The sequence below is a fragment of the Escherichia sp. WS1368 genome, from assembly GCF_046487485.1.
GTDB lineage: Bacteria > Pseudomonadota > Gammaproteobacteria > Enterobacterales > Enterobacteriaceae > Escherichia > Escherichia coli.
Genome location: NZ_JBJQJI010000003.1, coordinates 14,934 through 39,366, shown reverse-complemented (window position 1 = coordinate 39,366; position 24,433 = coordinate 14,934). Strand labels below are relative to the sequence as shown.

Genomic DNA, 24,433 nt, shown 5'->3' with positions numbered 1-24,433 from the left:
ATTCAGGCCGGATATCCTTTTACTTCGTTTTCTCGCAATCCAGAACTGTATTTACAATCATCTGATACCCCGTGCAGCGACAAAGATTTCCCGCCAGACCGCGACGAATTTCCGTAATGGTTAATGGCTTCTCGCGCGGCTTTGCCAGCATTGCCGTGGTAGCCATAATCAGGCCAGGCGTACAAAACCCGCACTGCACCGCGCCGGATTTCGCATAAGCCTGCTGAACATGAGAAAGTTTTCCGCCTTTCGCTTCACCTTCCAGCGTGCGGATCTCTTTTCCTTCAGCCCAGGCGGCAAGGTATAAGCAACTGTCTATTGCTGTGCCGTCGACCAGCACCGTACAGGCACCACATTCACCCACGCAGCACCCTTGTTTGACACTTAGCAGTCCTTGATCGCGGAGTAATTCCGAGAGCGGCATGCCTGGTGCGGCGTGAAGCTGAAAAGGCATCCCGTTAATGGTGCATTCGATGGTAATTGTTTCACTGTGATTCATTGCAATTTTCCCCCCGCCGCGGCGACGGCTTCGCTAATCACTTTTTTGGTCATTGTCTGGATGAGATGCAGACGAAACTCTTTACTGGCCCGCCATGAAGAACGCGGGGCGACATCTTGCAGGACAGATTCGCTGATAGCTTCCAGCGTTTGCAGGTTTAATGGCGCATTTTGTGCAGTCTGTTCGGCATGTTGGCAGCGAATCGGCGTTGGCGCGGCAACACCAAATGCCAGGCGTAATTCGCTGAAATTGCCGCTATCCAGTCGGCAATGTGCGGCACAGCCAATCGTTGAAATATCCATTGCGTCGCGCATGGCATATTTAAAATGCGCGCTGCCCACGTGTTCTTTCGGCTGGGGCGGAAAATGAAAGGCGACAAGGATTTCGTCATGCTCAAGAGACACTTTGCCCGGCCCGGTGTGAAAGCCATTAATCGGGACGAAACGAACACTGCGTGGGGAGTGGATCTCCAGTTTCGCGTCATAAATGAGCGTTGGCGTGGCAGAATCTGCGCTGGTGGCACCGTTGCAAATATTTCCACCGTAGGTAGCGACGTTACGGATCTGCGGTCCAGCAATGGACGAGGCCGCAGCACATAACGCCGGGAGAAGACGTTGAGTTATAGGATCTTCTATTAGCTGGGTAAATGTCGTTGCAGAGCCGATACGTAGTGAGCCATCTTCCGCCAGCGTAATTCCCCGCAGCTCCGCCAGATTATGAATATCAACAATATGGCGATAACGGTCATTGTGATGGTGGAGCTGAATCAGTACGTCAGTGCCACCGGCGAGCAGTTTGGCCTGCGGGTTGTCAGCCAGCAGGTTGATGGCATCGGCAAGGGTTGCTGCGCGATGGTAAGAAGCAAAATCAAACATGATGTTATCCTCAAATCAATCCTGCCAGATGGAACTCTTCATATAACCGTTTTGGCGTCAGCGGCAGTGTATTGATTGCAACACCGGTAGCCATCTTCACCGCGTTACGAATAGCAGCGGCAACAGGAATTATTGGTGGCTCACCTAGTGACTTATGTCCGTATGCGGATTGCGGCTCATTGATTTCGATGAACGCGCTTTCCAGTTGTGGCAGATCCGGCATGGTGGGCATTTTGTAATCCAGCAGATTGGGGTTACGGACCACGCCGCTTTTCGCATCGATGATCATCTCTTCAAATAGCGCCCAGCCAATGCCCATTCCCATTCCGCCGTGTACCTGACCTTCTGCCAGCAACGGATTAAGAATATGGCCCGAATCATGAACGTTGAGGATGCGGTTGATGGTGACTTTGCACAGCGCAATATCGATCGTCAGATCAACAAAGGTACAGCCAAACGCTGGTGGGTTAGTGGTGGTTTTGATGGAGCTTTCGGCAGAGAGCTGCCCACCGCGTTCAGGGTGGTAGAAAGCGTCCATCGCCAAATCTTTTAACGACATTAACGGCTCTTCCGGTCGTTCAACCAGCACGATATGGCCTTTTATCAGGGTCAGATTCATCGCTGACTGATGTAGCATGACTGCGGCGTGAGCGATGATTTTCTCTTTTAATAACAGTGCCGCACTGCGCAGCGCAGGCGCGGCAACATAGCTCTGGCGTGAGGCAAATGCGCCGGGATCGAACGGCGTAACATCGGTATCTTGTGTTGAAATAACGCGAACGTCGCTGACCGGAACCCCCACGGTTTCTGCCACCATTTGCGAGAAGACGGTGTCGGCACCCTGACCGATTTCCGTCGCGCCGCTTTGCACGTTGATGGTTCCATCCTGATTCATCAGAAGGCGCGCGCCTGCTATTTCTACGCCGACAGGCCAGGTGTTCGAGGTGTAGCTAAAACAGGCGACGCCAACGCCGCGGCGTAAATTGCCTTGCTGGTTCTGGCACTCTGCACGGCGTTTTTCCCATTCAAAGATTTTCCGGCCTTTTTCAAGACACTCCGGCAACCCTGCGCTGTAAATACGTTTGCCCGTGAGCGGATTAGCATCTCCTTCGCGGGCGGCGTTGCGTAAACGAATTTCAACAGGATCAATACCTAACGCTGTCGCGGCGTCATCAAGCATAGACTCAACGGCAAATACGACTTGTGGCGCGCCATAACCACGCATCGCACCAGCCGAGGGGAGGTTGGTATAGCAGGTCTTTGAACTGTAAGCGTAGGCACAACGAGGATAAAGGTAAGCGACTTTATTCCCCCCTGCAGAAGCGATGGAGTGCCCGTGAGATGCATAAGCGCCGGTGTTAGACAGAACATCCAGACTATAACCTTTCAATGTTCCGTCGCGGTTCACGCCCATTTGCCCGTCAATAGTAAAAGCGTGGCGGGTACGGGTTGCGAGGAAACACTCTTCACGGCTAAGGGAAACTTTCACCGGAATGCCGCCAAGCTTGCTGGTCAGGAATGCTGCCATTGGCTCTTCCAGTACATCCTGTTTATTACCAAAACCGCCACCGACAAACGGTTTGATGACTCGTACGCATGACCAGGGGATATCCAGCGCCTGACCAACCACGCGGCGAACAATGTGCGGGATCTGGGTGCTGGAAACGATGGTAATTCGCGAGTCATCCTCCATCCATGCCAGCGATGTCACGCTTTCCATGTGACAATGTTGAATGACCGGCGTCTGATAGTGCCCCTGTACCTGGTAGTCGGCGGCATCGATTGTTTGTTGGACATTGCCCGTCGTCATCGTGCTTTGTTTTAGTAAATTGCCGCCGTTATGGATTGGTTCAGCGTCATCAGCCAGCGCCGCTTCTGGGGTGGTGATAACGGGTAATTCTTGCCACTCAATGCTGACCAATTGCGCCGCTTTTTCTGCCGTGAGTTCATCACGGGCCACGACGATGGCAACGGCGTCACCATGGTGACGAACATGGCGAGTTAGCAGTGCGCGATCGGCGGTATCGCGCTTGTTTTCGTCAAGTGTCCAGGCATGCCCAGCTGTAGCGAATGGGATATCAGGCACATCTTCCCAGGTAAAAATCGCCAGTACGCCCGGTAAACTTCTGGCTTGTTCATCATTAATACTTACGGCATAACCATGTGCGATAGGGCTACGTACATATTTCGCGTAACACATGCCCGCCATAACATAATCGTCAGTATATCGTGCCCGCCCGGTGACCTTAGCAATGGCATCTACGCGCATGCATGATTCACCTGTAGCGGTTGCTTCCCGCGCTTCCATAGAAATCCCCTCGATTTGAACATTTGGTTCTTATGGCAAAGATTTAGTCTAAGCAGGCAAGATTTACGCCAGAAACGACGATAAGCGTTAAGGGAGGAAGGAAGTGTGATGATGTTAAAAAAACACAGATATGATACGAAACAGGACCCTGAATAGGGGCAGTGATACGTATCAATATGAGTGGCGATAAAATCAATGTGATAAATTGGGATTATTACGCATCAGGATGGGAAATAGGGTAAATGAGTCAGGAAATTAGATACATCTACAGTGAATATTTTGCTGATGATACTTCCCTTTGCCAAATGAAATTAACCTCTTTCTCTATTACCGCGTTTTTCCAGAAGCAAGAGATTGGGTATCAAGAGGCTGGCTGCTATGATATGGCGTCTTGTTTTTTAAGCGAGGAAAGATTTTGAGTGCGGGACGCCTGAATAAAAAATCTCTGGGTATCGTGATGTTGTTATCGGTTGGACTGCTTTTGGCGGGCTGCTCGGGTAGCAAATCATCCGATACAGGAACGTATTCCGGCTCCGTTTACACCGTGAAACGGGGGGATACGCTATATCGTATTTCGCGCACCACGGGAACCAGCGTAAAAGAGCTGGCGCGACTGAACGGCATTTCCCCCCCTTACACCATTGAAGTTGGTCAGAAACTAAAACTGGGTGGGGCGAAAAGTAGCAGTACACGTAAATCAACCGCCAAATCAACGACCAAAACCGCATCGGTTACACCGTCATCAGCAGTACCGAAATCTTCCTGGCCGCCAGTAGGGCAACGTTGTTGGTTATGGCCAACGACAGGGAAAGTTATCATGCCGTATTCGACAGCTGATGGCGGCAATAAAGGGATTGATATCTCAGCTCCACGGGGTACACCTATTTACGCCGCGGGTGCAGGAAAGGTGGTGTATGTGGGCAACCAGCTGCGTGGCTACGGTAATCTCATCATGATTAAACACAGTGAAGATTACATTACGGCTTACGCCCATAATGACACGATGCTGGTAAATAATGGGCAAAGCGTAAAGGCTGGGCAAAAAATCGCCACTATGGGGAGCACTGATGCGGCATCGGTTCGCCTGCATTTCCAGATTCGTTACCGTGCAACGGCAATTGATCCGCTACGTTACTTGCCGCCTCAGGGCAGCAAGCCAAAATGCTGATGGCGAATTAATCAGCAGTCAGCAGCGCGGCACTTGCTAAGGAGAGCGTAAGGTTTATAATGCCTTACGCATCTCGAAGCGGGCGTAGTTCAATGGTAGAACGAGAGCTTCCCAAGCTCTATACGAGGGTTCGATTCCCTTCGCCCGCTCCAATTTATCTTCACCTCATCAACCTGCCATTTTTGTTGTATCTGATTTTCTATATTATCTTAATTCAATCGCTTCAGACTTTTCGCAATCGCCGTAATACTTCCCCATTTTTTTGTAAATAAAAGCGTTTACGCAATGCAATCCATTTGTAACAACCCAGGTAAAATACCTTATTTTCAAGTTGTTAAATAAGTGGTTATCTACGCTTTTAACAAACGATTGATGGAATCTTTTATGAAAGGGAAATCTACATTAACTCTTCTGCTCGCTGGTATATTTTCATGCGGCACATGCCAGGCGACAGGGGCAGAAGTGACGAGTGAATCTGTATTTAACATTCTTAATTCCACGGGGGCAGCAACTGATAAAAGTTATTTATCGTTAAATCCAGATAAGTATCCTAATTATCGTCTTCTGATTCACTCAGCCAAATTAAAAAATGAAATAAAGAGCCACTATACCAAAGACGAAATTCAAGGATTGCTAACATTAACAGAAAATACACGAAAGTTAACGTTGACGGAGAAACCCTGGGGAACATTTATTCTTGCTTCTACTTTCGAAGATGACAAAACAGCGGCAGAAACCCACTATGATGCTGTCTGGCTGAGGGATAGTTTATGGGGCTATATGGCATTAGTATCAGATCAGGGAAATAGTGTAGCCGCAAAAAAGGTTCTGCTCACTCTGTGGGATTATATGTCTACGCCCGACCAGATTAAGCGGATGCAGGACGTCATTAGCAACCCAAAACGACTGGATGGTATTCCTGGGCAAATGAATGCTGTACATATCCGATTTGACAGCAACTCCCCCGTGATGGCTGATGTACAGGAAGAAGGCAAGCCGCAGCTGTGGAACCATAAACAAAATGATGCTTTAGGTCTTTATCTTGATCTCCTTATACAAGCCATCGACACTGGTACTATTAACGCTGAAGACTGGGAAAAAGGTGACCGATTAAAATCGATTGCGCTGTTGGTTGCTTATCTGGATAAAGCCAATTTCTATATTATGGAAGATTCTGGAGCGTGGGAAGAAGATGCCCGATTAAACACATCTTCCGTTGCACTGGTGACCTCTGGACTGGAACGTTTGTCGAACTTACTCTCGAAGAAAGACTCTGTTTTTATCTCTGATTTACTGCGCGAAGCTAAAGCCAATGAACTGGATGAACCTCTTTCAACAACGAGGTTGAACCACCTCATAGATAAAGGTTATGAAAGAATAACGCTACAACTTGATTTAGGGGGAGAATCCCCTGGTTATCTGGAAAAAGATAAACATTACAGAGAAGCTGATGCGGCCTTACTTAATGTTATTTATCCTGCAAATCTTTCAAAGATAAACACCAGAAGAAAAGAGCAAGTTCTAAAAATAGTTAAAAAATTAGCAGGTCCGTATGGTATAAAAAGATACGAGAAGGATAATTATCAGTCGGCAAATTTTTGGTTCAATGATATTAAAACTGATACCGATCAAAATTCACATGCGAAAAGAGAAAAGAGCTTCATTCCATCAACAGAAGCAGAATGGTTTTTTGACTCATGGTATGCAAAATCAGCAGCAATTGTTTATAAAGAATCAAGAAAAGAAGAATATTTGAATGACTCAGTGCAATTTATGAATAGATCATTGGCCCAAATAACAGGCGAGAATATGATTGGTGCAAATGGCAGGAGCGTACCTGAAATGGCACTTCCCGAAAGCTATAACTATATCCACAAGTCAGGAACTTTGCATGAAGCGCCAAGCCCTATCATTCCGCTAAACTGGTCGAAAGCCTCAATGACTCTTATGTTGAAAGAAATGTCCAACCTTATCATGATGAGGGAAATAAATAGTTTTCATAATGAGGCGGTCCTGGATTAAAAGGACCGCTCAAAGAGAAATCGTAAGGGAGGTAAAAGTGATCAATAAATTACTGTTAGCTTACCTGATAGGTCTGGTTGTGACATCGACCTTAATATTTATCTTCTCGGAAGAAAAAGTAACATATCGGTTGTTTGCTGCAGTAATTACAGGGTTGACCTGGCCGCTTAGCCTCATTCCATCCATCATAAGTCTCATGATTCGTAAATCCGACTAACAAGAAAATTATATGAACGATTAAGAAAAATAGAATCGAAAAAGAGAATAAAATATATGCGGGGAGTAACAAAACACTCGCAGTACGTTAATGTGTAACTAACAAATATGATTTTTATTGAAAATAGTCACCAAACAAGTGTTATAAGAAATACGGGGTATGTTTAAGTAAAACATATCAACAGTTGCAATTCTGTATATGGACAGAATGACTTACTACTGTAAGTGGCTGATAGCTATTCGCTCATAACAAAATCATTATTTTATAAATAGGAATCATCACTTTTTAATCATGTTTTTATTGCAAGTTTATGGAGAATGAGAATATGGAATAAGGAGATGAAACATGATTGAAGAAGGGCTGTTACTTCCAATGAATGTTTTGCTTCAAGGACAGAAGTTAACCCTACTGGACCCTGAAATGTGGTTCTTACGGGGAAATGAAAACAAGGATGTAACCCTTGTTATTACGATTGGTAATAACCATCAAAAATTAATGGTAGTGGAAGACATATTACTGCTCATTGACCGAAGCCAAATTGAGGTAACTGCAGGGAAAGTAATTTATCATCCACTTCGCATTGATATCCTGAGTAAATTATTAGCTTTTATTGATGAGTCAACGGGGAGTGTGGAAAGGGAACGCCATGAGTTGTTTGCTGATGCCTTGCCCTTTGCATCAGAAGTTGTGCTATTCAGTAAAGTTGCAAGTGAAGCCTGGTTTTTAGCCACTTATCTGAGCAGCGATAATATTAATGAAATTCTGTTTCAGCATCTAAGAAAAACAGAATGCTATAAACTGGTTCGCTATTTATTATCGCAATCGCTCATACAGACTTCGCTCTATGATCTTGGTGAGCTTTACGGCGTATCGTATTCACATTTTCGCCGTTTATGTAGTTATGCATTGGGTGGTAAAGTTAAAACGGAATTATGTGGCTGGAGAGTTGCCAGAGCCGTGTTGGAAATCATTGAAGGAAACAGTGATATGACAACTATTGCGCATAAATATGGCTACTCATCCTCATCACACTTTTCAGCCGAAGTAAAAAGCCGGTTAGGAAAAACACCGAGAGAACTATGTAAAAAGTTATGAAAATAAAATTACGTATTACTATTATATTAATTTCAGCCTTATGCATTTTTAATGGATTATTGACTCCTGGTGCATATGCCGCAACAGCGAATGGATACGTAGCAAATAAAGAAAATCTACGTAGTTTTTTTGAAACGGTTTCATCATATGCGGGTAAGCCTACAATAGTAAGTAAGCTTGCCATGAAGAAACAGATCAGCGGAAATTTTGATTTAACCGAACCCTATGCCTTGATTGAACGCCTGTCGGCGCAGATGGGACTTATTTGGTACGATGATGGCAAAGCTATTTATATCTATGACTCATCAGAGATGCGTAATGCGCTGATTAATCTGAGAAAGGTATCGACGAATGAGTTTAATAATTTTTTAAAAAAATCGGGTCTGTATAACTCTCGTTATGAAATTAAAGGGGGCGGCAATGGTACTTTCTATGTTTCAGGGCCACCGGTGTATGTTGACCTGGTCGTTAATGCTGCAAAATTAATGGAGCAAAACAGTGATGGCATCGAGATCGGACGCAATAAAGTAGGGATTATTCACCTGGTCAACACATTCGTTAATGATCGGACTTATGAATTACGTGGCGAAAAGATAGTTATTCCTGGCATGGCAAAAGTACTATCGACGTTGTTAAATAATAACATTAAGCAAAGCACTGGGGTTAACGTACTTTCTGAAATTTCAAGTCGTCAACAACTAAAAAACGTATCACGTATGCCTCCTTTTCCTGGTGCTGAAGAAGATGATGATCTACAAGTAGAGAAAATAATATCGACAGCTGGAGCGCCAGAGACTGACGATATACAAATTATTGCATATCCTGATACCAACAGTTTACTTGTTAAAGGAACAGTATCTCAGGTTGATTTTATCGAGAAGTTAGTAGCTACACTCGATATTCCAAAGCGTCACATTGAATTATCTTTATGGATAATAGATATTGATAAGACTGATCTAGAACAGTTAGGAGCTGACTGGTCGGGCACGATAAAAATTGGATCCAGCTTAAGTGCATCATTTAATAATTCAGGTTCAATTAGTACCCTGGATGGGACACAGTTTATTGCAACAATACAGGCACTTGCGCAAAAAAGAAGAGCCGCCGTTGTTGCTCGTCCTGTTGTTTTAACACAGGAGAATATTCCTGCTATATTTGATAATAACCGTACTTTCTATACTAAATTAGTCGGCGAGCGTACTGCGGAGTTAGATGAAGTAACCTATGGTACGATGATTAGCGTGCTACCACGATTTGCTTCGCGAAATCAAATTGAATTACTCTTGAATATTGAAGATGGCAATGAAATCAATTCTGACAAGACCAATGTTGATGATCTGCCTCAGGTTGGTAGAACGCTTATAAGTACTATTGCGCGCGTGCCTCAAGGGAAAAGTCTTTTGATTGGTGGATATACACGAGATACGAATACCTATGAAAGTCGCAAGATCCCAATATTAGGCAGTATTCCATTTATTGGTAAATTATTTGGATATGAAGGAACAAATGCGAATAACATCGTTCGTGTCTTTCTTATTGAGCCAAGAGAGATCGATGAGCGCATGATGAATAATGCGAATGAGGCTGCGGTTGACGCCAGAGCAATAACACAGCAAATGGCAAAAAATAAAGAAATCAACGATGAATTACTGCAGAAATGGATAAAAACTTACCTGAATCGTGAAGTCGTCGGAGGATAGTGAAATGGCGATTCATGTAGAACATGTCGGTGTATTAGAAAGAGCCAGAGAAGTTTCTCGCTTAGAGGACATTATCACAGAAGATAATGAAGATATTGAAGCTGAAATGCCTAAAATGGGAGATGATCCCGCCGGTAAAGAAGCTCGATTCTTACAAGCTACTGACGAGATGTCAGCAGCGTTAACGCAGTTTATGAAGAAAAAAATCTACGAAGAACAACTGGCCAACTTTCTGGACGGAGAAGAATATGTCCTGGAAGATCAGCCAATAGAAAAAACCGATAAAGTCATGGAGGCGCTTAAGGCAGCAACTACCCATGACTATGAAGTGTATAGCTTTGCTAAAAAATTATTTCCAGATGAAAGCGATCTGGTGGTTGTATTACGTGCAATTTTACGTAAAAAACAAATATCTGAAAATGTGCGGCTAAATGCTGAAGCATTACTTAAAAAAGTTAATCAAGAGACTACTAAAAAATTCATTAATAGCGGTATTAATTCGGCATTAAAAGCAAAGTTATTTGGCCAGGCGTTGTCATTAAATCCAAAATTACTAAGGGCAAGTTATCGACAATTTTTAATGGCAGAAGACGATGCTGTAGATACTTATGTCGAATGGATTGGTAGTTATGGCTATCAAAATAGAATGCTGGTGACAAAATTTATCAAAGAGACGCTTTTCTCAGATATAAATGCACTTGATGCGAGCTGTTCATCATTGGAATTTGGTATGTTTCTCAATAAGTTGTCACAACTATTGTCTCTTCAGTCGGCAGAGGCTTTATTTCTGAAAACTTTAATGAATAACCCAATAATTAAAAAATTTATTAGCGCAGAAGATTATTGGATATTTTTTCTGATATCGTTAATAAAATTTCCTGAGACTGCAGAGGAACTCCTGAAAAATGCACTGGTAACCCTACCCGCAGATGCTAATTATAAAGACAAAACGTTACTCCTGAAGGCGATTTACAGCGGATGTACAAATCTTCCATTTTCACTTTTTATTAATAATGAACAATTATTAGAGATTAGGGAGTGTTGTAAACAGGCAATAAAAGTAACATTTGCAGCAGAGCTCTTTGATACACAAAACAGTAATAAAAAACAAAATAAAAAACCATGGAAGAAGGTAATGTTCAATGTTTAACAAAGTTTTGATAGGGTTAAGGAGTCATCCAGAATTAATAATTCTTGGATTAATGGTGATGATTATCGCCATGCTCATAATTCCATTGCCCACCTACTTAATCGATTTTTTGATTGGGCTGAACTTAACATTGGCAATACTTGTGTTTTTAGGATCATTCTATGTTGATAGGATCTTAAGTTTTTCTTCATTCCCATCAATTCTTCTCATCACAACGTTATTTCGTTTGGCGCTGGCGATCAGTACCAGCCGACTTATACTTCTTGAGGCGGACGCCGGAGAAATTATAACGAGTTTTGGTGAATTCGTTATTGGAGATAGCCTGGTAGTTGGTTTTGTTATTTTCTCCATTGTTACTATTGTTCAGTTTATCGTGATTACTAAAGGTTCGGAACGTGTGGCTGAAGTTGCTGCCCGCTTTTCGCTTGACGGTATGCCAGGTAAACAAATGAGTATTGACGCCGATCTACGCGCCGGGATCATTGATGCCGATTTAGCAAAAGAACGTCGTAGCGTATTAGAACGAGAGAGTCAGCTGTATGGTTCCTTTGATGGTGCGATGAAATTTATCAAAGGTGATGCTATTGCAAACATTATTATTATCTTTGTTAATATTATCGGTGGGCTATCAGTAGGAGTAGGCCAAAATGGAATGGATTTCTCGACAGCGTTGACCGTCTACACAATTCTTACCGTCGGTGATGGTCTTGTTTCACAAATTCCAGCTTTATTAATTGCTATTAGTGCAGGGTTTATCGTAACGCGCGTGAATGGCGATAGTGATAATATGGGGCAAAATATAATGTCCCAGTTATTAAGTAATTCTTTTGTCATTATTGTGACATGTGTCCTCGCGCTAAGTATTGGGTTGCTTCCAGGTTTTCCCCTTCTTGTGTTTTTATGTTTGGCAGTAATCTTAGGAATTTATTTTTACTTTAAATTCAAAAAGAAAGGGGTTGAAGAAACGGTTGTTGAGGGCGATATCACCGTTGGGTTGGAACCCTATAATCAGGATGATGATATTTCATTAGGTATTATTAATAAACTTGATCAGGTTATTACCGAAACGGTACCCTTGGTTTTGATTATGAATAGTGTACAGGCTAAAAAATACACTGAAATCAATCTTGCTGATAGGATTCGTAGTCAGTTTTTTATTGAGTATGGTATCCGTATTCCCGGTATTGTCATTCGCGAGGGGGAAGGCCTTAATGATGAAGATGTCATATTAATGCTAAATGAAGTCAGAGCCTCGCAATTTAAAATTTATCATGATCTCGTCTTGTTGGTTGAATATTCAGATGAAGTGGTTTCGACTTTGATCAAGAAACCTGTCATCGTAAATAGTAATGGTGAACAATATTATTGGGTTACAAAAAGTGATGCCCAAAAATTAACAAAAATTGGCTGTTATACTCGCACGGCCATGGATGAAATGTACAATCATTTATCTGTATGTCTGGCGCATAATATTAATGAGTATTTTGGTATACAAGAAACCAAATATATTCTTGATCAATTAGAGATGAAGTATCCTGATCTATTAAAAGAAATATTAAGATATATAACTGTGCAGCGCATTTCAGAGGTAATTCAGCGTCTGATCCAGGAGCGAATTTCAGTGCGCAATATGCGTTTAGTTATGGAGGCTTTAGCATTATGGAGTCCACGGGAGAAAGATATAATTACACTCGTCGAGCATGTACGAGGTGCATTAGGTCGCTACATTTGCCATAAGTTTTCATATTCTGGAGAAATTAAAGCAATTGTGATTTCGCCTGAAATAGAGGACAGAATCAGAGATGGTGTCAGGCCTACCGCTGGCGGTACTTTTCTTAATCTCGATGCATCCGAAGCTGAGATGATTCTGGATAATTTTAAACTGGCACTTTCTGGAATCAATATTCCTATTAAAGACATTATTTTACTGGGATCTGTGGATATTCGTCGTTTTATCAAAAAACTTATTGAATCTAGTTATCGAGACCTCGAAGTACTTTCGTACGGGGAACTAACGGAAAATGTTCCCGTTAATATTCTGAAAACTATTTAGGATAATGTCTTGCGATATGGAGCATGCTGGTATGAAAAAATTAAAACTATTAAATAAATACAGCTACTTACATAGCATAAACGGCTCGCTGATTGAAGCAGAGCTTGACGACGTTTCAGTGGGCGAAGTATGCGAAATTTATGCGAGCTGGCAAGCAAATGAACGTATAGCCAGGGCTCAGGTCGTTGGCTTTCGCAATGGAAAGACATTATTAAACCTTATAGGCAGCTCTGTGGGGCTTACACGTACTGCAGTTTTGAAACCAACGGGAGAGCAGTTAACCATACAGATCAGTGATGCCTTTCTTGGTTCAGTTTTGAATGCTTCTGGTCAAATTATGGAAAGGTTTGTCCCGGACACTCCAGGCGAAAGGGGAAATTTACGCCTGATTGATGAACTGCCACCGTCGTATCAGGAACGTCGAGTTATTAATACACCACTAGAGACACGGATAAGAGTCATTGATGGCGTACTGACATGTGGCATTGGTCAACGTGTTGGGATTTTCGCATCGGCTGGCTGTGGCAAAACGGTTTTAATGCATATGCTTGTAAACAACACTGAAGCTGATGTGTTTGTTATTGGCTTGATTGGCGAACGTGGTAGGGAAGTTACGGAATGCGCGGAATCGCTGAAAAAATCAGTAAATGCAGCAAAATGTGTTTTGGTTTATGCCACCTCTGATTTTTCGTCAGTAGATCGGTGCAATGCCGCCCTGATGGCGACAACCGTGGCAGAGTATTTTAGAGATCGAGGAAAGAGAGTTGTACTTTTTATCGACTCAATGACGCGATATGCACGAGCACTACGCGATATGAAGCTGGCAGCGGGTGAACCACCTGCCAGACGTGGTTATCCTGCTTCTGTTTTTGACAGTTTACCTCGCTTACTGGAGAGGCCGGGACCAACACTAAAAGGAAGTATTACTGCGTTTTATACCGTATTACTGGAGGGGGAGGATGAATCAGACCCACTGGGTGATGAAATTCGCTCAATCCTTGATGGCCATATCTATCTAAGTCGCAAACTCGCTGGGCAAGGTCATTATCCGGCAATAGATGTACTAAAAAGTGTGAGTCGAGTATTTGGTCAGGTCACTGATGAAAAACACAGAGATAATGCTGCGCGGGTAAGGAAGATCCTCACAACTTTGGAAGATCTACAGGTGTTTATTGATTTAGGGGAATATCGCGCTGGGCAAAATGCTGAAAATGATTTTGCTATGAATGCACGGCCTAAACTCACAAATTGGTTGAAACAGTCAGTTAATGAAAAAATGCCAATGAGTGAAACGCTAAAAGAGCTTGAACGAATTGTTAAGTAAAGTTAATCGACTTATCAGAAGAACAGCGCAGAGCCTGGCTGCATGTGAAGCATCATTACAAAAGTTAAATGCAGAAAAAGAAAAGTTAGCCGAAAAGGAACGCCTGTATGATATGCAACTTAAAAACCTACAGTCACTGTTAGATGTGAAAGAGTTACTCGGCGAAGTTGTATTTCGACAGGATATATTTTACTCGTTACGTAAAGTTGCAGTCATTCAGCAGCAGATCGCTGAGATAAATCTTGAAAAGCAAAAAATAGCAGAGCGGCGAAAAATACTTAACAAGGAAATAGTTCAACAGCAAGCACAAAGAAAACACTGGTGGCTAAAAGGAGAAAAGTACGATCGACTAAAGAAGCGCATCAAAAAACAACTTTTAAATCAGATGCTTTATCAAGACGAGCTTGAACAGGAGGAGAAATATAATGGACGAAGTCAAGAAAATTGAACACTGTAAAATTTTAAACACAGACACACCCGATAATTCTGCTTCAGATTTAGACAGTTTCTTAAAGAAAAACAAAAAAAATAAAGAAATGAGTGAGATTGTCGCTGGAACCATTCTCCAGTTATTACGTCAGACTCAGGATAGCCAATTTTCTACGTTGGGGAAAAAAAATGGGCACATGGAGTCTATTGACAACAAATCATCTCTCCAGGTTGACAGGAATCCATCTCTTTCTTTGCAAACAAATGGAACAGAGAAATTTTCTACAAAGAAAATTCTCAATATGACTTCACGAGATCAGGGGAATGATTCTGAACCATCTAATAAAACGATACAATTTAAGGAAAAAATCCATAATGGTATCCATACAGAATACATCACAGATCAAAAACACAGTAATAATAAAGATCGTGAAAAAAAATACCGCGATGGAGACAAAATAAATGGACCGCAGGCCCATTCATTAGACATTACTAACGAAAGAAGGTTTGCTGATAACAGAACCATGTTTACTCAACATATCGAAAAGCAAAGGAATGTTCATACGCTCAATCAGAATGATATAAATAATTCTGCTAATAATGCCAATGCGCGCGAAAATGAATTGACATATCAGTTTCAGCGTTGGGGACAAAATCATACAGTCCGGATTCTGGAAAGTAGTGAAGGGATACGACTAAAACCATCAGACACACTTGTCTCCGACAGACTCCATGAAGCCCAACACAATGATGTTACAGCACAACGCTGGGTATTGACTGAGCAAGATGAACGACAAGGGCAACGACATCAGCCTCATGATGAGCAAGAAAATGAAGGTAAATTCGAAAACGATCAGAAGGACGAAAGTTAATGTTCGGTCTGAGAAAAGTAAATGGAAACACTCATTCCTTTGAAACCACTTTTCAAAATTGGAAAGAAAAGGGCGAAGATGTTGCGTTATTAATGCCCGAATTTAGCGCCAAATGGCTACCGATAGCAGAAGAGAGCGGCAGCTGGTCTGGATGGGTGTTACTTCGAGAGTTATTTCCCTTAATTTCTGCCGAGCTCGCTGGGATGGCTTTAATGCCAGAAACGGAAAGGTTAATAGGGGAATGGCTCAGTTTATCTAGTATCCCGTTAAATCTAAAGTATCCTGAACTAAAATATAATCGTTTGTGTGTCGGTAAAGTATTTGATGGAGTATTGAGTCCAGCTCAACCACTGATAAGAATATGGACAGGGGAATTAAATATTTGGTTAGATAAAGTCACAGTCTGCCAATACGAAAACGCTCCAACGCTAGACAAAAAATCATTATATTGGCCCATTCATTTTGTAATTGGATTTAGTAAAACATGTTATAGAACCATTGTTGATATTGAAGTTGGTGATGTTTTATTAATTTCAAATAATTTTGCTTATGCGGTTATTTATAATACAAAGATTTGTGATTTAATTTATCCAGAGGAGTTAAAAATGGTTGATCATTTTGAGTACGAGGAAGATTTTGAAACAGATGACTTTGATATCAAAAAAAGCGAAATCGAGATTAATGATGAAAATGACTATCAGCAGATTAATAGTTTTGAAGACTTGCCTGTAAAAATTGAGTTTGTTCTTGGAAAGAAAATAATGAATCTATATGAAATAGATGATCTCTGTGCAAAAAGAATTATATCTTTGCTTCCTGAAGCGGAGAAAAATATAGAAATACGTGTAAATGGCGCGCTAACTGGCTATGGCGAACTTGTTGAAGTGGATGATAAATTGGGCGTAGAAATTCATTCTTGGTTATCAGGGAATAATAATGTCAAATAGCATTTCGCTGATAGCGATATTATCATTATTTACACTATTACCGTTTATAATAGCATCCGGGACATGTTTTATTAAATTCTCGATTGTTTTTGTTATTGTACGAAACGCTTTGGGACTTCAGCAAGTGCCATCAAATATGACACTTAATGGGGTAGCTTTGCTATTGTCAATGTTCGTAATGATGCCGGTTGGGAAGGAAATATATAATAACAGTCAGAATGAGAATCTTTCATTCAATAATGTTGCGTCGGTTGTTAATTTTGTTGAGACAGGCATGAGTGGTTATAAATCATATTTGATAAAATATTCTGAACCGGAGTTGGTTAGCTTTTTTGAAAAGATTCAGAAGGTGAATAGTTCTGAAGACAATGAAGAGATAATCGATGATGATAATATTTCAATTTTCTCGTTACTCCCGGCATATGCGTTGAGTGAGATAAAAAGTGCATTTATTATAGGTTTTTATATTTATTTACCCTTTGTTGTAGTTGATCTGGTTATATCCAGCGTTCTGTTAACGTTAGGTATGATGATGATGAGTCCGGTAACCATATCTACACCGATAAAATTAATTCTGTTTGTCGCGATGGACGGTTGGACAATGTTATCGAAAGGACTCATTTTACAATATTTTGACCTATCCATTAATCCCTGAGGAAAAAATATGGACGACATTGTTTTTGCGGGGAATAGGGCGCTGTATCTGATTTTAGTTATGTCTGCAGGACCTATTGCAGTTGCGACATTTGTTGGTTTATTGGTAGGGCTTTTTCAAACGGTAACACAGTTGCAAGAACAGACGTTGCCATTTGGCGTCAAATTATTGTGCGTAAGTATTTGCTTTTTTTTAATGAGCGGATGGTATGGTGAAAAATTATATTCGTTTGGTATCGAAATGCTGAATTTAGCATTCGCGAGAGGATAGCATGGGGGAGGCGATGCTCTATCAGTTGCATAGTCTGCTGGCTGCTACAGCGCTCGGTTTTTGCCGATTGGCACCAACTTTCTATTTGTTACCATTTTTCGCCAGTGGGAATATACCAACAGTAGTCCGTCATCCAATAATAATAGTGGTATCATGTGCATTAGTTCAGCATTACCACTATGAATTATCTACCCTAAATGAAATAGATATCGCTTTGTTTGCTGCCAGAGAAATTATCATAGGGTTGTTTATTGCTTGCTTATTAGCATCCCCATTTTGGATTTTCCTTGCTATAGGCAGCTTTATCGATAACCAACGTGGTGCAACGTTAAGTAGTACTTTGGATCCGGCTACTGGTGTCGATACATCGGAATTAGCAAGATTATTTAACCTTTTCTCTGCAGCAGTTTATCTTACTAACGGTGGATTGAACTTTATTCTGGAGACTCTATGGCAAAGTTATAACTTATGGCCTTCAGGAAATTTTAATTTTCCTAAATTAGAGCCTTTATTCTCATATATTAATAATATAATGACTCATACTATCGTTTACGCAAGCCCCGTGATTGCGGTTATGCTGGGCGGTGAAGCTGTCCTGGGATTGCTGGCACGTTATGCTTCACAACTAAATGCTTTTGCCATCTCACTGACTGTCAAAAGTGCGCTGGCATTTTTAATATTAATTATTTATTTTGGCCCAATACTGGCTGAACGAGTTATGCCGTTATCCTTTTTCCCAGAACAATTGCAATTATACATTGATAAATAGAGTGTTTCATGGCAAATAAAACTGAAAAGCCAACACAAAAGAAACTCCAGGATGCTTCTAAAAAAGGTCAAATTCTAAAAAGTAGAGACTTAACAGTCTCTGTAATAATGCTTGTGGGTACTTTATATCTTGGATATGTATTTGATGTGCATCACATTATGTCGATTCTTGAATACATCCTTGATCATAACGCTAAACCGGATATTTGGGACTATTTTAAAGCTATGGGGATAGGTTGGTTGAAAACGATCATTCCTTTTTTGCTGGTTTGTATGTTTACAACACTACTTGTTTCATGGTTTCAAAGTAAAATGCAATTAGCAACTGAAGCTATTAAGTTTAAGTTTGATTCATTAAATCCAGTAAATGGCTTAAAACGTATATTTGGCTTAAAAACCGTAAAAGAATTTGTTAAAGCAATACTTTATATTATTTTTTTTGCATTGGCGATCAAATTATTTTGGAGTAACCATAAATCACTGCTTTTTAAAACTCTTGATGGAGATATCATTTCTTTATTATCAGATTGGGGAGAGATGCTGTTCCTTCTCATACTATATTGTCTCGGCAGTATGATAATTGTTCTAATATTTGATTTTATCGCTGAGTATTTTTTATTTATGAAAGATATGAAAATGGATAAACAAGAAGTTAAAAGAGAATACAAGGAACAAGAAGGAAATCCAGAAATTAAGTCTAAACGCAGAGAACGCCATCAAGAAATTCTGTCAGAGCAATTGAAATCTGATGTCAGTAATAGCCGTCTGATGATTGCCAACCCTACGCACATTGCCATAGGGATATACTTTAAGCCACATCTTTCACCTATACCATTGATTTCTGTGAGAGAAACTAATGAGGTAGCATTAGCCGTAAGGAAATATGCAAAGGAAATCGGAATACCAATTATTACAGATAAAAAATTAGCACGAAAAATTTATGCTACCCATCGTCGCTACGATTATGTTAGCTTCGAAAATATAGATGAGATCTTGCGTCTTCTGCTGTGGCTTGAAGATGTGGAGAATGCTGGACAACCTGTTCCAGATGAACTGCTCCCCTCAGAAGATAAATTCAAAGAAGGTGAAGACACAAAAAGCGAGAATAAAGACAATAATTAAAAAAATTAAACATCTATCATAGTCGGAAATTTATAAGAATCTACACGCAAAAAGCGTGTAGATTCTTATTTAATGTGTTAAACGATCTTGCGAAATGACAAGCAATTGATACATACTCATCTCTTTATAAGCTGGAACAGTAGTAACCTGCGCAAATTCGCGATATAGCTTCTGCTCTAGTTCTGCTGATGATATATATTCCGGGTGTTCGCTAAAGAACTGTCTTGCATCTACTATCGCTTGAGATTCGCCACTTCTTTTATTCTGAGTATCCTTTAATGAATTTTCTCTGGTGCATGCAGAGAGCAACGATATCAGCGCTACAGTTATTATGATTTTACTATTATATCTTACTAATGACATATCAACTTTCTCTTATGCAAGATTGGAGTTTAAAATAATGTTTATCCCATTCACAGAGTGCTATAAACAACTCAACAGTACCTTTTATGTTAAGTTTATTTAGGGCTCTTATTTTGTGATATGATACTGTTTTATAATCAATTCCTTTGATAATGGCTATTTGTTTTAACGAATAAGAAACACATAACCGCAGGATATCTATCTCATCATGGGTAAGTGGTTCTTGAGTGGAATACACATTTTGTGTATGAAGATTCGAAACCAGGAAATGCGTTAAATCAGATAATGTAATATTCTTATTGATCCTGATGAAATTGTTGCTCAAAAGGGTGTTTACAGGTTCTGTATTTGGTTTGAGATTTCGATGTTGGTGCTCATCAATAACAACGAACGAATGTCCAAGATCAACCAACGCAACCAAATCGCTGTAATATTCCTTTTGGGATGCTAATAATGCATTAGTGCCTACAGTGAAGTAGACATCACTGGAAAAGACTTGCATATGCCAACCTGCACTCTAAAATCATTTAGGGTAAATATTACGTGTAAAATTTAAAATAATGGTAATTGTTATATTTGCATATCAATGAGGGAATAGGGTGTATACCTTAAATTGCAAATAAAGTTATGTATGTAGGCATTTAAAATGGTTCTCGAAAATTATAATCTTTTTATTGTGTGTCATCATAATTTGGTCATGAAATTTCCGTCTTGTTACACTACTCTAAACTAGAGCTTATGGAATTAGCGGGTGGTATTCATGGAAAATAATGATAAATTCTTATCACAAGACTTATTGGAATCTTATGCCATTCGTTTATTGAGCGGACCATTGAATGGATGCGAGTATGAAATACTTAATGGGCGTGTACTCGTTATCGTTGGTAATGATGTTTCGTTAGGAAGAAGTGATTCTTTTTCTGAGTTACCAGAGAATACGATAGTCATTCCTTATGGAGAGCTTACAGGCAGTTTTGAGGTAATAATCACTACCGACCCTGATCTGGTTGTAACAATCAGAGAATTAACAGCACAAGAACCTGAAGATAGAACGTTAACATTGAATCAGCAAATAGAAGTTTTAGGCCTCAAATTTGCTGTAAAAGTAAAAAATGAAGTTTGGCAGTATTCAATACCAGGTATTGTTGAAAATAACATTACTTCAACAAGACAACATTTCTTTAGAAGTACGCTGTTTAAATATGTAACGCTATTTTTTCTTTTTGCTATCATTTTTATAGCTTTTTATATTGTTAATGCCAGTAATGATCCGCAGCTGAGACATATCGATAAAATTCTTGTAAACAAAAATAGAAATTATGAAATTTTATATGGTAGGGATCATGTCATCTATATCAATACCAATAGTTTGGATGAAGCTGTCTGGGTCAAACAAGCACTGGAAAAAAATCAACCAGGAAAGCCAGTACGGGTGATAAATCCTGATGATGAATCGATACGAATTTTTTCATGGCTTGCTGATAATTTCCCAGATCTACAATATTTTAAACTACAGCTATTAGATGCCAGTAATCCAAGACTGACAGTGAGTAAGCAACGGAATGCTATCACACAGCAACTAATCGATAATCTTATTAAAGGATTACTGCAAACTATGCCATATGCCAGCAATATAAGTATTGCGGTATTAGATGATAATGTATTGGAAAGTCAGGCAATTGAAACATTGTCGGCAATAGGTCTTTCTTATGAAAAATATAAAACAGCTAACAATGTATATTTCAATATCATTGGTACGTTAAGCGACAGTGAATTAAATAAAATTAATAACTATGTCGACGAATATTATAAACAATGGGGTAAACAATATGTAAGATTTAATGTAAATTTGAAAAATCAGGATACAAATAATAGTTCATTTAGCTACGGAGATAACCGATTCGAGAAGTCTCAAGGTAGCAAGTGGACATTTCAGGAATAATTGAGGAGGACTTATGGCAGATTGGAATGGTTATATTATGGATATCAGCAAACAATTTGATCAGGGCGTTGATGATCTGAACCAACAAGTTGAAAAGGCGTTGGAGGATTTAGCAACCAATCCTTCCGACCCGAAATTCCTTGCCGAATATCAGAGTGCATTAGCTGAGTATACATTATATCGAAATGCGCAATCTAACGTTGTAAAAGCGTATAAAGATCTTGATTCGGCAATCATACAAAACTTCCGCTAAACTGGATAAGGATTTTATTATGTCAGTAAGCAATATGCCACCTATTGATAGAGCTGAGCAATCAGCTGCTCGTGAAATACAGCAAGCGAAAGTTATTGATTTAAATGACCGGGTTCTCAATCTTGATAACCCGGATGATAAAATGATCTCCGCTTTTGCCAACTATGCGGTACAAACTGAAAATTGGCAGCAAAATGCGTTACAAGCATTAAGGTCTGATAAAAAGGGGTTAACTCCTGAAAAATTATTAGTCTTGCAGGATCATGTGCTTAATTATAATGTCGAGGTTTCATTGGTGGGAACATTAGCAAGAAAAATTGTCGCTGCAGTTGAGACGTTGACTCGCTCATGAAATATATATCATTATTCTTGTTTATCCTGCTGTTGTGCGGTTGCAAGCAGCAGGAATTACTGAACCATCTTGATCAACAGCAAGCTAATGATGTCCTTGCTGTTTTACAAAGACATAATATTAATGCTGAGAAGAAGGATCAAGGCAAAACTGGATTTTCAATCTATGTAGAACCAACGGATTTTGCTTCTGCGGTGGATTGGCTAAAAATCTACAATCTCCCGGGTAAGCCTGATATTCAAATATCGCAGATGTTCCCTGCAGATGCACTCGTTTCCTCTCCACGAGCGGAAAAAGCAAGATTGTATTCTGCTATTGAACAGCGTTTAGAGCAATCTCTCAAAATTATGGATGGCATTGTTTCTTCAAGAGTACATGTTAGTTACGATGTTGATACAGGTGATAGTGGCAAAACTGCTTTACCAATTCATATTTCTGTACTTGCTGTATATGAAAAAGATATCAATCCAGAAATAAAAATAAATGACATTAAGAGATTTATTGTTAATAGCTTTGCAAGCGTACAATATGAGAATATTTCAGTCGTATTGTCAAAACGAAGAGATATTATTGAACAAGCACCAACATATGAAATTAACGAACCTATTTTTGCTTATGATAAGACTATGCCGGTTTCTATCTTACTTGCATTAATGTCCATTGCGACTTGCTGGCTGTTATGGAAGTACAGGGCTATTCTAACTAATTTAATCAGGTTAAAAAATAAGTAGACATATGAGAACGTTATGAATCTTGCCCTAAGAAAGATTATATATGATCCAATTAGTTATATTCATCCTCAACGAGTAAGTTTGAATAATGCACGTATTAGCAATCCGGTACTTAGATCTATTACCAATGAAATGATACTCCTACAGTACAATCTTTCAGTTGAGCATTTCAGTCTGAATAGTTCACTTATTTACTACATAAACAATTGGAAATTATTTCCATTGATCTGTTTACTCAGTGGTTGTCACTTTTATCGAGAAAGGTTTGCAGAACGCGGATTTTTTTACAAGATTCCTGAAGTGCTAAGGAATTATTTATCAGCGATACCGGTGGAAATAAATGAAAAGGCACGATATAAACCTGGTATCGTTAACTATCAGAATATCATCACATGTGGTTTTTCAACGTTGTTACCCTATGTAAGGCAACAACCGTTGGCAATGCAGCAACGATTTAATTTATTATTTCCTGATTTTGTTGACCACATACAATTGCCGTTACCACTTGCGTCTACTCTTTTGGAGAGAATTACATTTTATGCGAAAAAAAATAGAGATGAGCTTGATAAACTCTCCTGCAAATGGTGTTGTGATCAAAAGAATAATTTCTGATGGATTGAAAGAAATAGTTTCTCTAAAAGAACAGATCCTTCTTGAAACCACCGCAAAAATTCAGAGTATTGAGGAAAAGAGAGAAGAAAAAGTTATTCAAGGTTATTATGATGGCTATGCGAAAGGCATTATTGATGTGATGGATAGTTTTATACTCTTGATAAGTTTGCTGAGCTCAGAATTAGAAAAAAACAGAATAAACATGATAAACGATCTGAAGAGCATATTGTTAAAATCTTCAGAGGAAGTTGAAGTTTTTATCAAAATTTTTGAAAGTTGGGTAACAAAATTACCGTCAATATCAGGCCCTTTAAATCTCTATATACCTACCAGTTTCAAAGATAAGTCTATTGAAGTAGAGTCATATTTTGTCGACAAGTCAATATGGAATGTCCATATTTCATATCATGATGACAAACGTTTTATTTTTTTTACAGATCAATTTATTGCTGAATTTAGTCCGCAGGAATTTGTGGATAATTGTGAGCAATATTTAATTAGCAATCACTGTTTTTCCCCTGACAAGGTTAATGAAATCTGTGAACATGCCAGACATTATTTAGTTGAAAGAATGTGTGAAATAGATTCTTTGGCTATGAATAATTCTGATTTGACGAATCCAGAGGACTTATAGATCACTGTCTCCGGTTTAATAACTTGAATATAATCTAATTCTAATATTTTAAACGCCTAATGATTTTTCAAC

Annotated in this window: 25 protein-coding genes, 1 tRNA gene and 2 pseudogenes; 23 read left to right on the top strand and 5 right to left on the bottom strand. The window is 39.8% G+C overall.

From position 1 onward, the window contains the following. Positions 1–19: 19 nt before the first annotated feature. Genes xdhC through xdhA form a run of 3 tightly spaced genes read right to left on the bottom strand, consistent with a single transcriptional unit; the run spans position 20 to position 3,682 of the window. A complete protein-coding gene (xdhC, locus tag ACJHYD_RS08950) occupies positions 20–499 on the bottom strand; it encodes a xanthine dehydrogenase iron sulfur-binding subunit XdhC (RefSeq protein ID WP_001016593.1) in 480 nt (159 codons plus the stop codon). After that, positions 496–1,374, bottom strand: coding sequence for a xanthine dehydrogenase FAD-binding subunit XdhB (gene xdhB / locus ACJHYD_RS08945; RefSeq protein ID WP_001551602.1), 879 nt, complete (start codon positions 1,372–1,374; stop codon positions 496–498). Before xdhB ends, xdhC begins: the two co-directional genes overlap by 4 nt. 10 nt (positions 1,375–1,384) lie before the next feature. After that, positions 1,385–3,682: a xanthine dehydrogenase molybdenum-binding subunit XdhA gene (gene xdhA, locus ACJHYD_RS08940; RefSeq protein ID WP_001551601.1), complete on the bottom strand. Its 2,298-nt coding sequence runs from the start codon at positions 3,680–3,682 to the stop codon at positions 1,385–1,387. 415 nt (positions 3,683–4,097) lie between these two features. On the opposite strand from xdhA, the gene actS reads away from it, so the two are divergent. The 17 genes and pseudogenes from actS to ACJHYD_RS08855 all read left to right on the top strand — a co-directional run bounded on the left by actS (position 4,098) and on the right by ACJHYD_RS08855 (position 19,474). Further along, a complete protein-coding gene (gene actS, locus ACJHYD_RS08935) occupies positions 4,098–4,850 on the top strand; it encodes an amidase activator ActS (RefSeq protein ID WP_001309712.1) in 753 nt (250 codons plus the stop codon). A 78-nt stretch (positions 4,851–4,928) separates the two neighbouring features. After that, positions 4,929–5,002 (top strand) — tRNA-Gly (locus ACJHYD_RS08930). A 220-nt stretch (positions 5,003–5,222) separates the two neighbouring features. Beyond that, complete coding sequence (locus ACJHYD_RS08925) at positions 5,223–6,872, top strand: glycoside hydrolase family 15 protein (protein ID WP_059326666.1); 1,650 nt, start codon at positions 5,223–5,225, stop codon at positions 6,870–6,872. 37 nt (positions 6,873–6,909) lie between these two features. Beyond that, positions 6,910–7,089, top strand: coding sequence for a GhoT/OrtT family toxin (locus ACJHYD_RS08920; protein ID WP_001305821.1), 180 nt, complete (start codon positions 6,910–6,912; stop codon positions 7,087–7,089). Between the two features lie 345 nt (positions 7,090–7,434). After that, positions 7,435–8,184 (top strand): helix-turn-helix domain-containing protein, encoded by a 750-nt coding sequence (locus ACJHYD_RS08915; protein WP_001551590.1) that lies wholly within the window; start codon positions 7,435–7,437, stop codon positions 8,182–8,184. After that, positions 8,181–9,884, top strand: coding sequence for a type III secretion system outer membrane ring subunit SctC (gene sctC, locus ACJHYD_RS08910; RefSeq protein ID WP_000694681.1), 1,704 nt, complete (start codon positions 8,181–8,183; stop codon positions 9,882–9,884). The genes ACJHYD_RS08915 and sctC overlap by 4 nt, the downstream gene beginning before the upstream one ends. A 4-nt stretch (positions 9,885–9,888) precedes the next feature. After that, entirely contained in the window at positions 9,889–11,034 is a 1,146-nt protein-coding gene (locus tag ACJHYD_RS08905) for a YopN/LcrE/InvE/MxiC type III secretion system gatekeeper (protein WP_000974416.1), read from the top strand. After that, positions 11,027–13,087, top strand: coding sequence for an EscV/YscV/HrcV family type III secretion system export apparatus protein (locus ACJHYD_RS08900; RefSeq protein WP_000482504.1), 2,061 nt, complete (start codon positions 11,027–11,029; stop codon positions 13,085–13,087). The genes ACJHYD_RS08905 and ACJHYD_RS08900 overlap by 8 nt, the downstream gene beginning before the upstream one ends. A 31-nt stretch (positions 13,088–13,118) precedes the next feature. After that, a complete protein-coding gene (sctN, locus tag ACJHYD_RS08895; RefSeq protein ID WP_000734317.1) occupies positions 13,119–14,411 on the top strand; it encodes a type III secretion system ATPase SctN in 1,293 nt (430 codons plus the stop codon). After that, positions 14,401–14,859 carry a hypothetical protein gene (locus ACJHYD_RS08890; RefSeq protein WP_001551589.1) on the top strand — a complete coding sequence of 153 codons (459 nt, stop codon included), beginning with the start codon at positions 14,401–14,403 and terminating at the stop codon, positions 14,857–14,859. The genes sctN and ACJHYD_RS08890 overlap by 11 nt, the downstream gene beginning before the upstream one ends. Next, positions 14,837–15,067: pseudogene (locus ACJHYD_RS08885) on the top strand (type III secretion protein); the annotation flags it as partial. The gene ACJHYD_RS08890 and the pseudogene ACJHYD_RS08885, both read left to right, overlap by 23 nt. A 75-nt stretch (positions 15,068–15,142) precedes the next feature. After that, positions 15,143–15,712 (top strand): type III secretion system needle length determinant, SpaN/EivJ family, encoded by a 570-nt coding sequence (locus ACJHYD_RS08880; protein ID WP_122987222.1) that lies wholly within the window; start codon positions 15,143–15,145, stop codon positions 15,710–15,712. Further along, positions 15,672–16,659: pseudogene (locus tag ACJHYD_RS08875) on the top strand (YscQ/HrcQ family type III secretion apparatus protein). The gene ACJHYD_RS08880 and the pseudogene ACJHYD_RS08875 overlap by 41 nt, the downstream one beginning before the upstream one ends. Further along, positions 16,649–17,314 carry an EscR/YscR/HrcR family type III secretion system export apparatus protein gene (locus tag ACJHYD_RS08870; protein WP_000071534.1) on the top strand — a complete coding sequence of 222 codons (666 nt, stop codon included), beginning with the start codon at positions 16,649–16,651 and terminating at the stop codon, positions 17,312–17,314. Before ACJHYD_RS08875 ends, ACJHYD_RS08870 begins: the two are co-directional and overlap by 11 nt. A gap of 9 nt (positions 17,315–17,323) precedes the next feature. Next, complete coding sequence (locus ACJHYD_RS08865) at positions 17,324–17,584, top strand: EscS/YscS/HrcS family type III secretion system export apparatus protein (RefSeq protein WP_000341004.1); 261 nt, start codon at positions 17,324–17,326, stop codon at positions 17,582–17,584. 1 nt (position 17,585) lies between these two features. Further along, positions 17,586–18,353 (top strand): type III secretion system export apparatus subunit SctT, encoded by a 768-nt coding sequence (gene sctT / locus ACJHYD_RS08860; protein WP_000503321.1) that lies wholly within the window; start codon positions 17,586–17,588, stop codon positions 18,351–18,353. Between the two features lie 8 nt (positions 18,354–18,361). Continuing rightward, positions 18,362–19,474: an EscU/YscU/HrcU family type III secretion system export apparatus switch protein gene (locus ACJHYD_RS08855; RefSeq protein ID WP_001551586.1), complete on the top strand. Its 1,113-nt coding sequence runs from the start codon at positions 18,362–18,364 to the stop codon at positions 19,472–19,474. Between the two features lie 69 nt (positions 19,475–19,543). Here ACJHYD_RS08855 and ACJHYD_RS08850 read toward each other — a convergent pair whose 3' ends face one another. Further along, positions 19,544–19,837 carry an invasion protein gene (locus tag ACJHYD_RS08850; RefSeq protein ID WP_000060687.1) on the bottom strand — a complete coding sequence of 98 codons (294 nt, stop codon included), beginning with the start codon at positions 19,835–19,837 and terminating at the stop codon, positions 19,544–19,546. Position 19,838: 1 nt separating this feature from the next. Continuing rightward, positions 19,839–20,339, bottom strand: coding sequence for a helix-turn-helix transcriptional regulator (locus ACJHYD_RS08845; RefSeq protein ID WP_001195865.1), 501 nt, complete (start codon positions 20,337–20,339; stop codon positions 19,839–19,841). A 258-nt stretch (positions 20,340–20,597) separates the two neighbouring features. Here ACJHYD_RS08845 and ACJHYD_RS08840 point away from each other — a divergent pair, with 258 nt between their 5' ends. The 6 genes from ACJHYD_RS08840 to ACJHYD_RS08815 are packed head-to-tail and all read left to right on the top strand — an operon-like array spanning position 20,598 to position 24,361. Further along, a complete protein-coding gene (locus ACJHYD_RS08840; protein WP_001563999.1) occupies positions 20,598–21,779 on the top strand; it encodes a PrgH/EprH family type III secretion apparatus protein in 1,182 nt (393 codons plus the stop codon). 13 nt (positions 21,780–21,792) lie between these two features. Continuing rightward, positions 21,793–22,032: a type III secretion system needle complex protein gene (locus ACJHYD_RS08835; protein ID WP_000796272.1), complete on the top strand. Its 240-nt coding sequence runs from the start codon at positions 21,793–21,795 to the stop codon at positions 22,030–22,032. 19 nt (positions 22,033–22,051) lie between these two features. Next, on the top strand, positions 22,052–22,384 hold the full coding sequence (gene sctI / locus ACJHYD_RS08830; protein ID WP_000116710.1) for a type III secretion system inner rod subunit SctI: 333 nt from the start codon (positions 22,052–22,054) through the stop codon (positions 22,382–22,384). Next, positions 22,381–23,115, top strand: coding sequence for an EscJ/YscJ/HrcJ family type III secretion inner membrane ring protein (locus tag ACJHYD_RS08825; RefSeq protein ID WP_000875227.1), 735 nt, complete (start codon positions 22,381–22,383; stop codon positions 23,113–23,115). The genes sctI and ACJHYD_RS08825 overlap by 4 nt, the downstream gene beginning before the upstream one ends. A gap of 15 nt (positions 23,116–23,130) precedes the next feature. After that, a complete protein-coding gene (locus tag ACJHYD_RS08820) occupies positions 23,131–23,727 on the top strand; it encodes a type III secretion apparatus protein OrgA/MxiK (protein ID WP_001551583.1) in 597 nt (198 codons plus the stop codon). Continuing rightward, positions 23,654–24,361, top strand: coding sequence for a hypothetical protein (locus ACJHYD_RS08815; protein ID WP_019842356.1), 708 nt, complete (start codon positions 23,654–23,656; stop codon positions 24,359–24,361). Before ACJHYD_RS08820 ends, ACJHYD_RS08815 begins: the two co-directional genes overlap by 74 nt. The last annotated feature ends 72 nt before the right edge of the window (positions 24,362–24,433 follow it).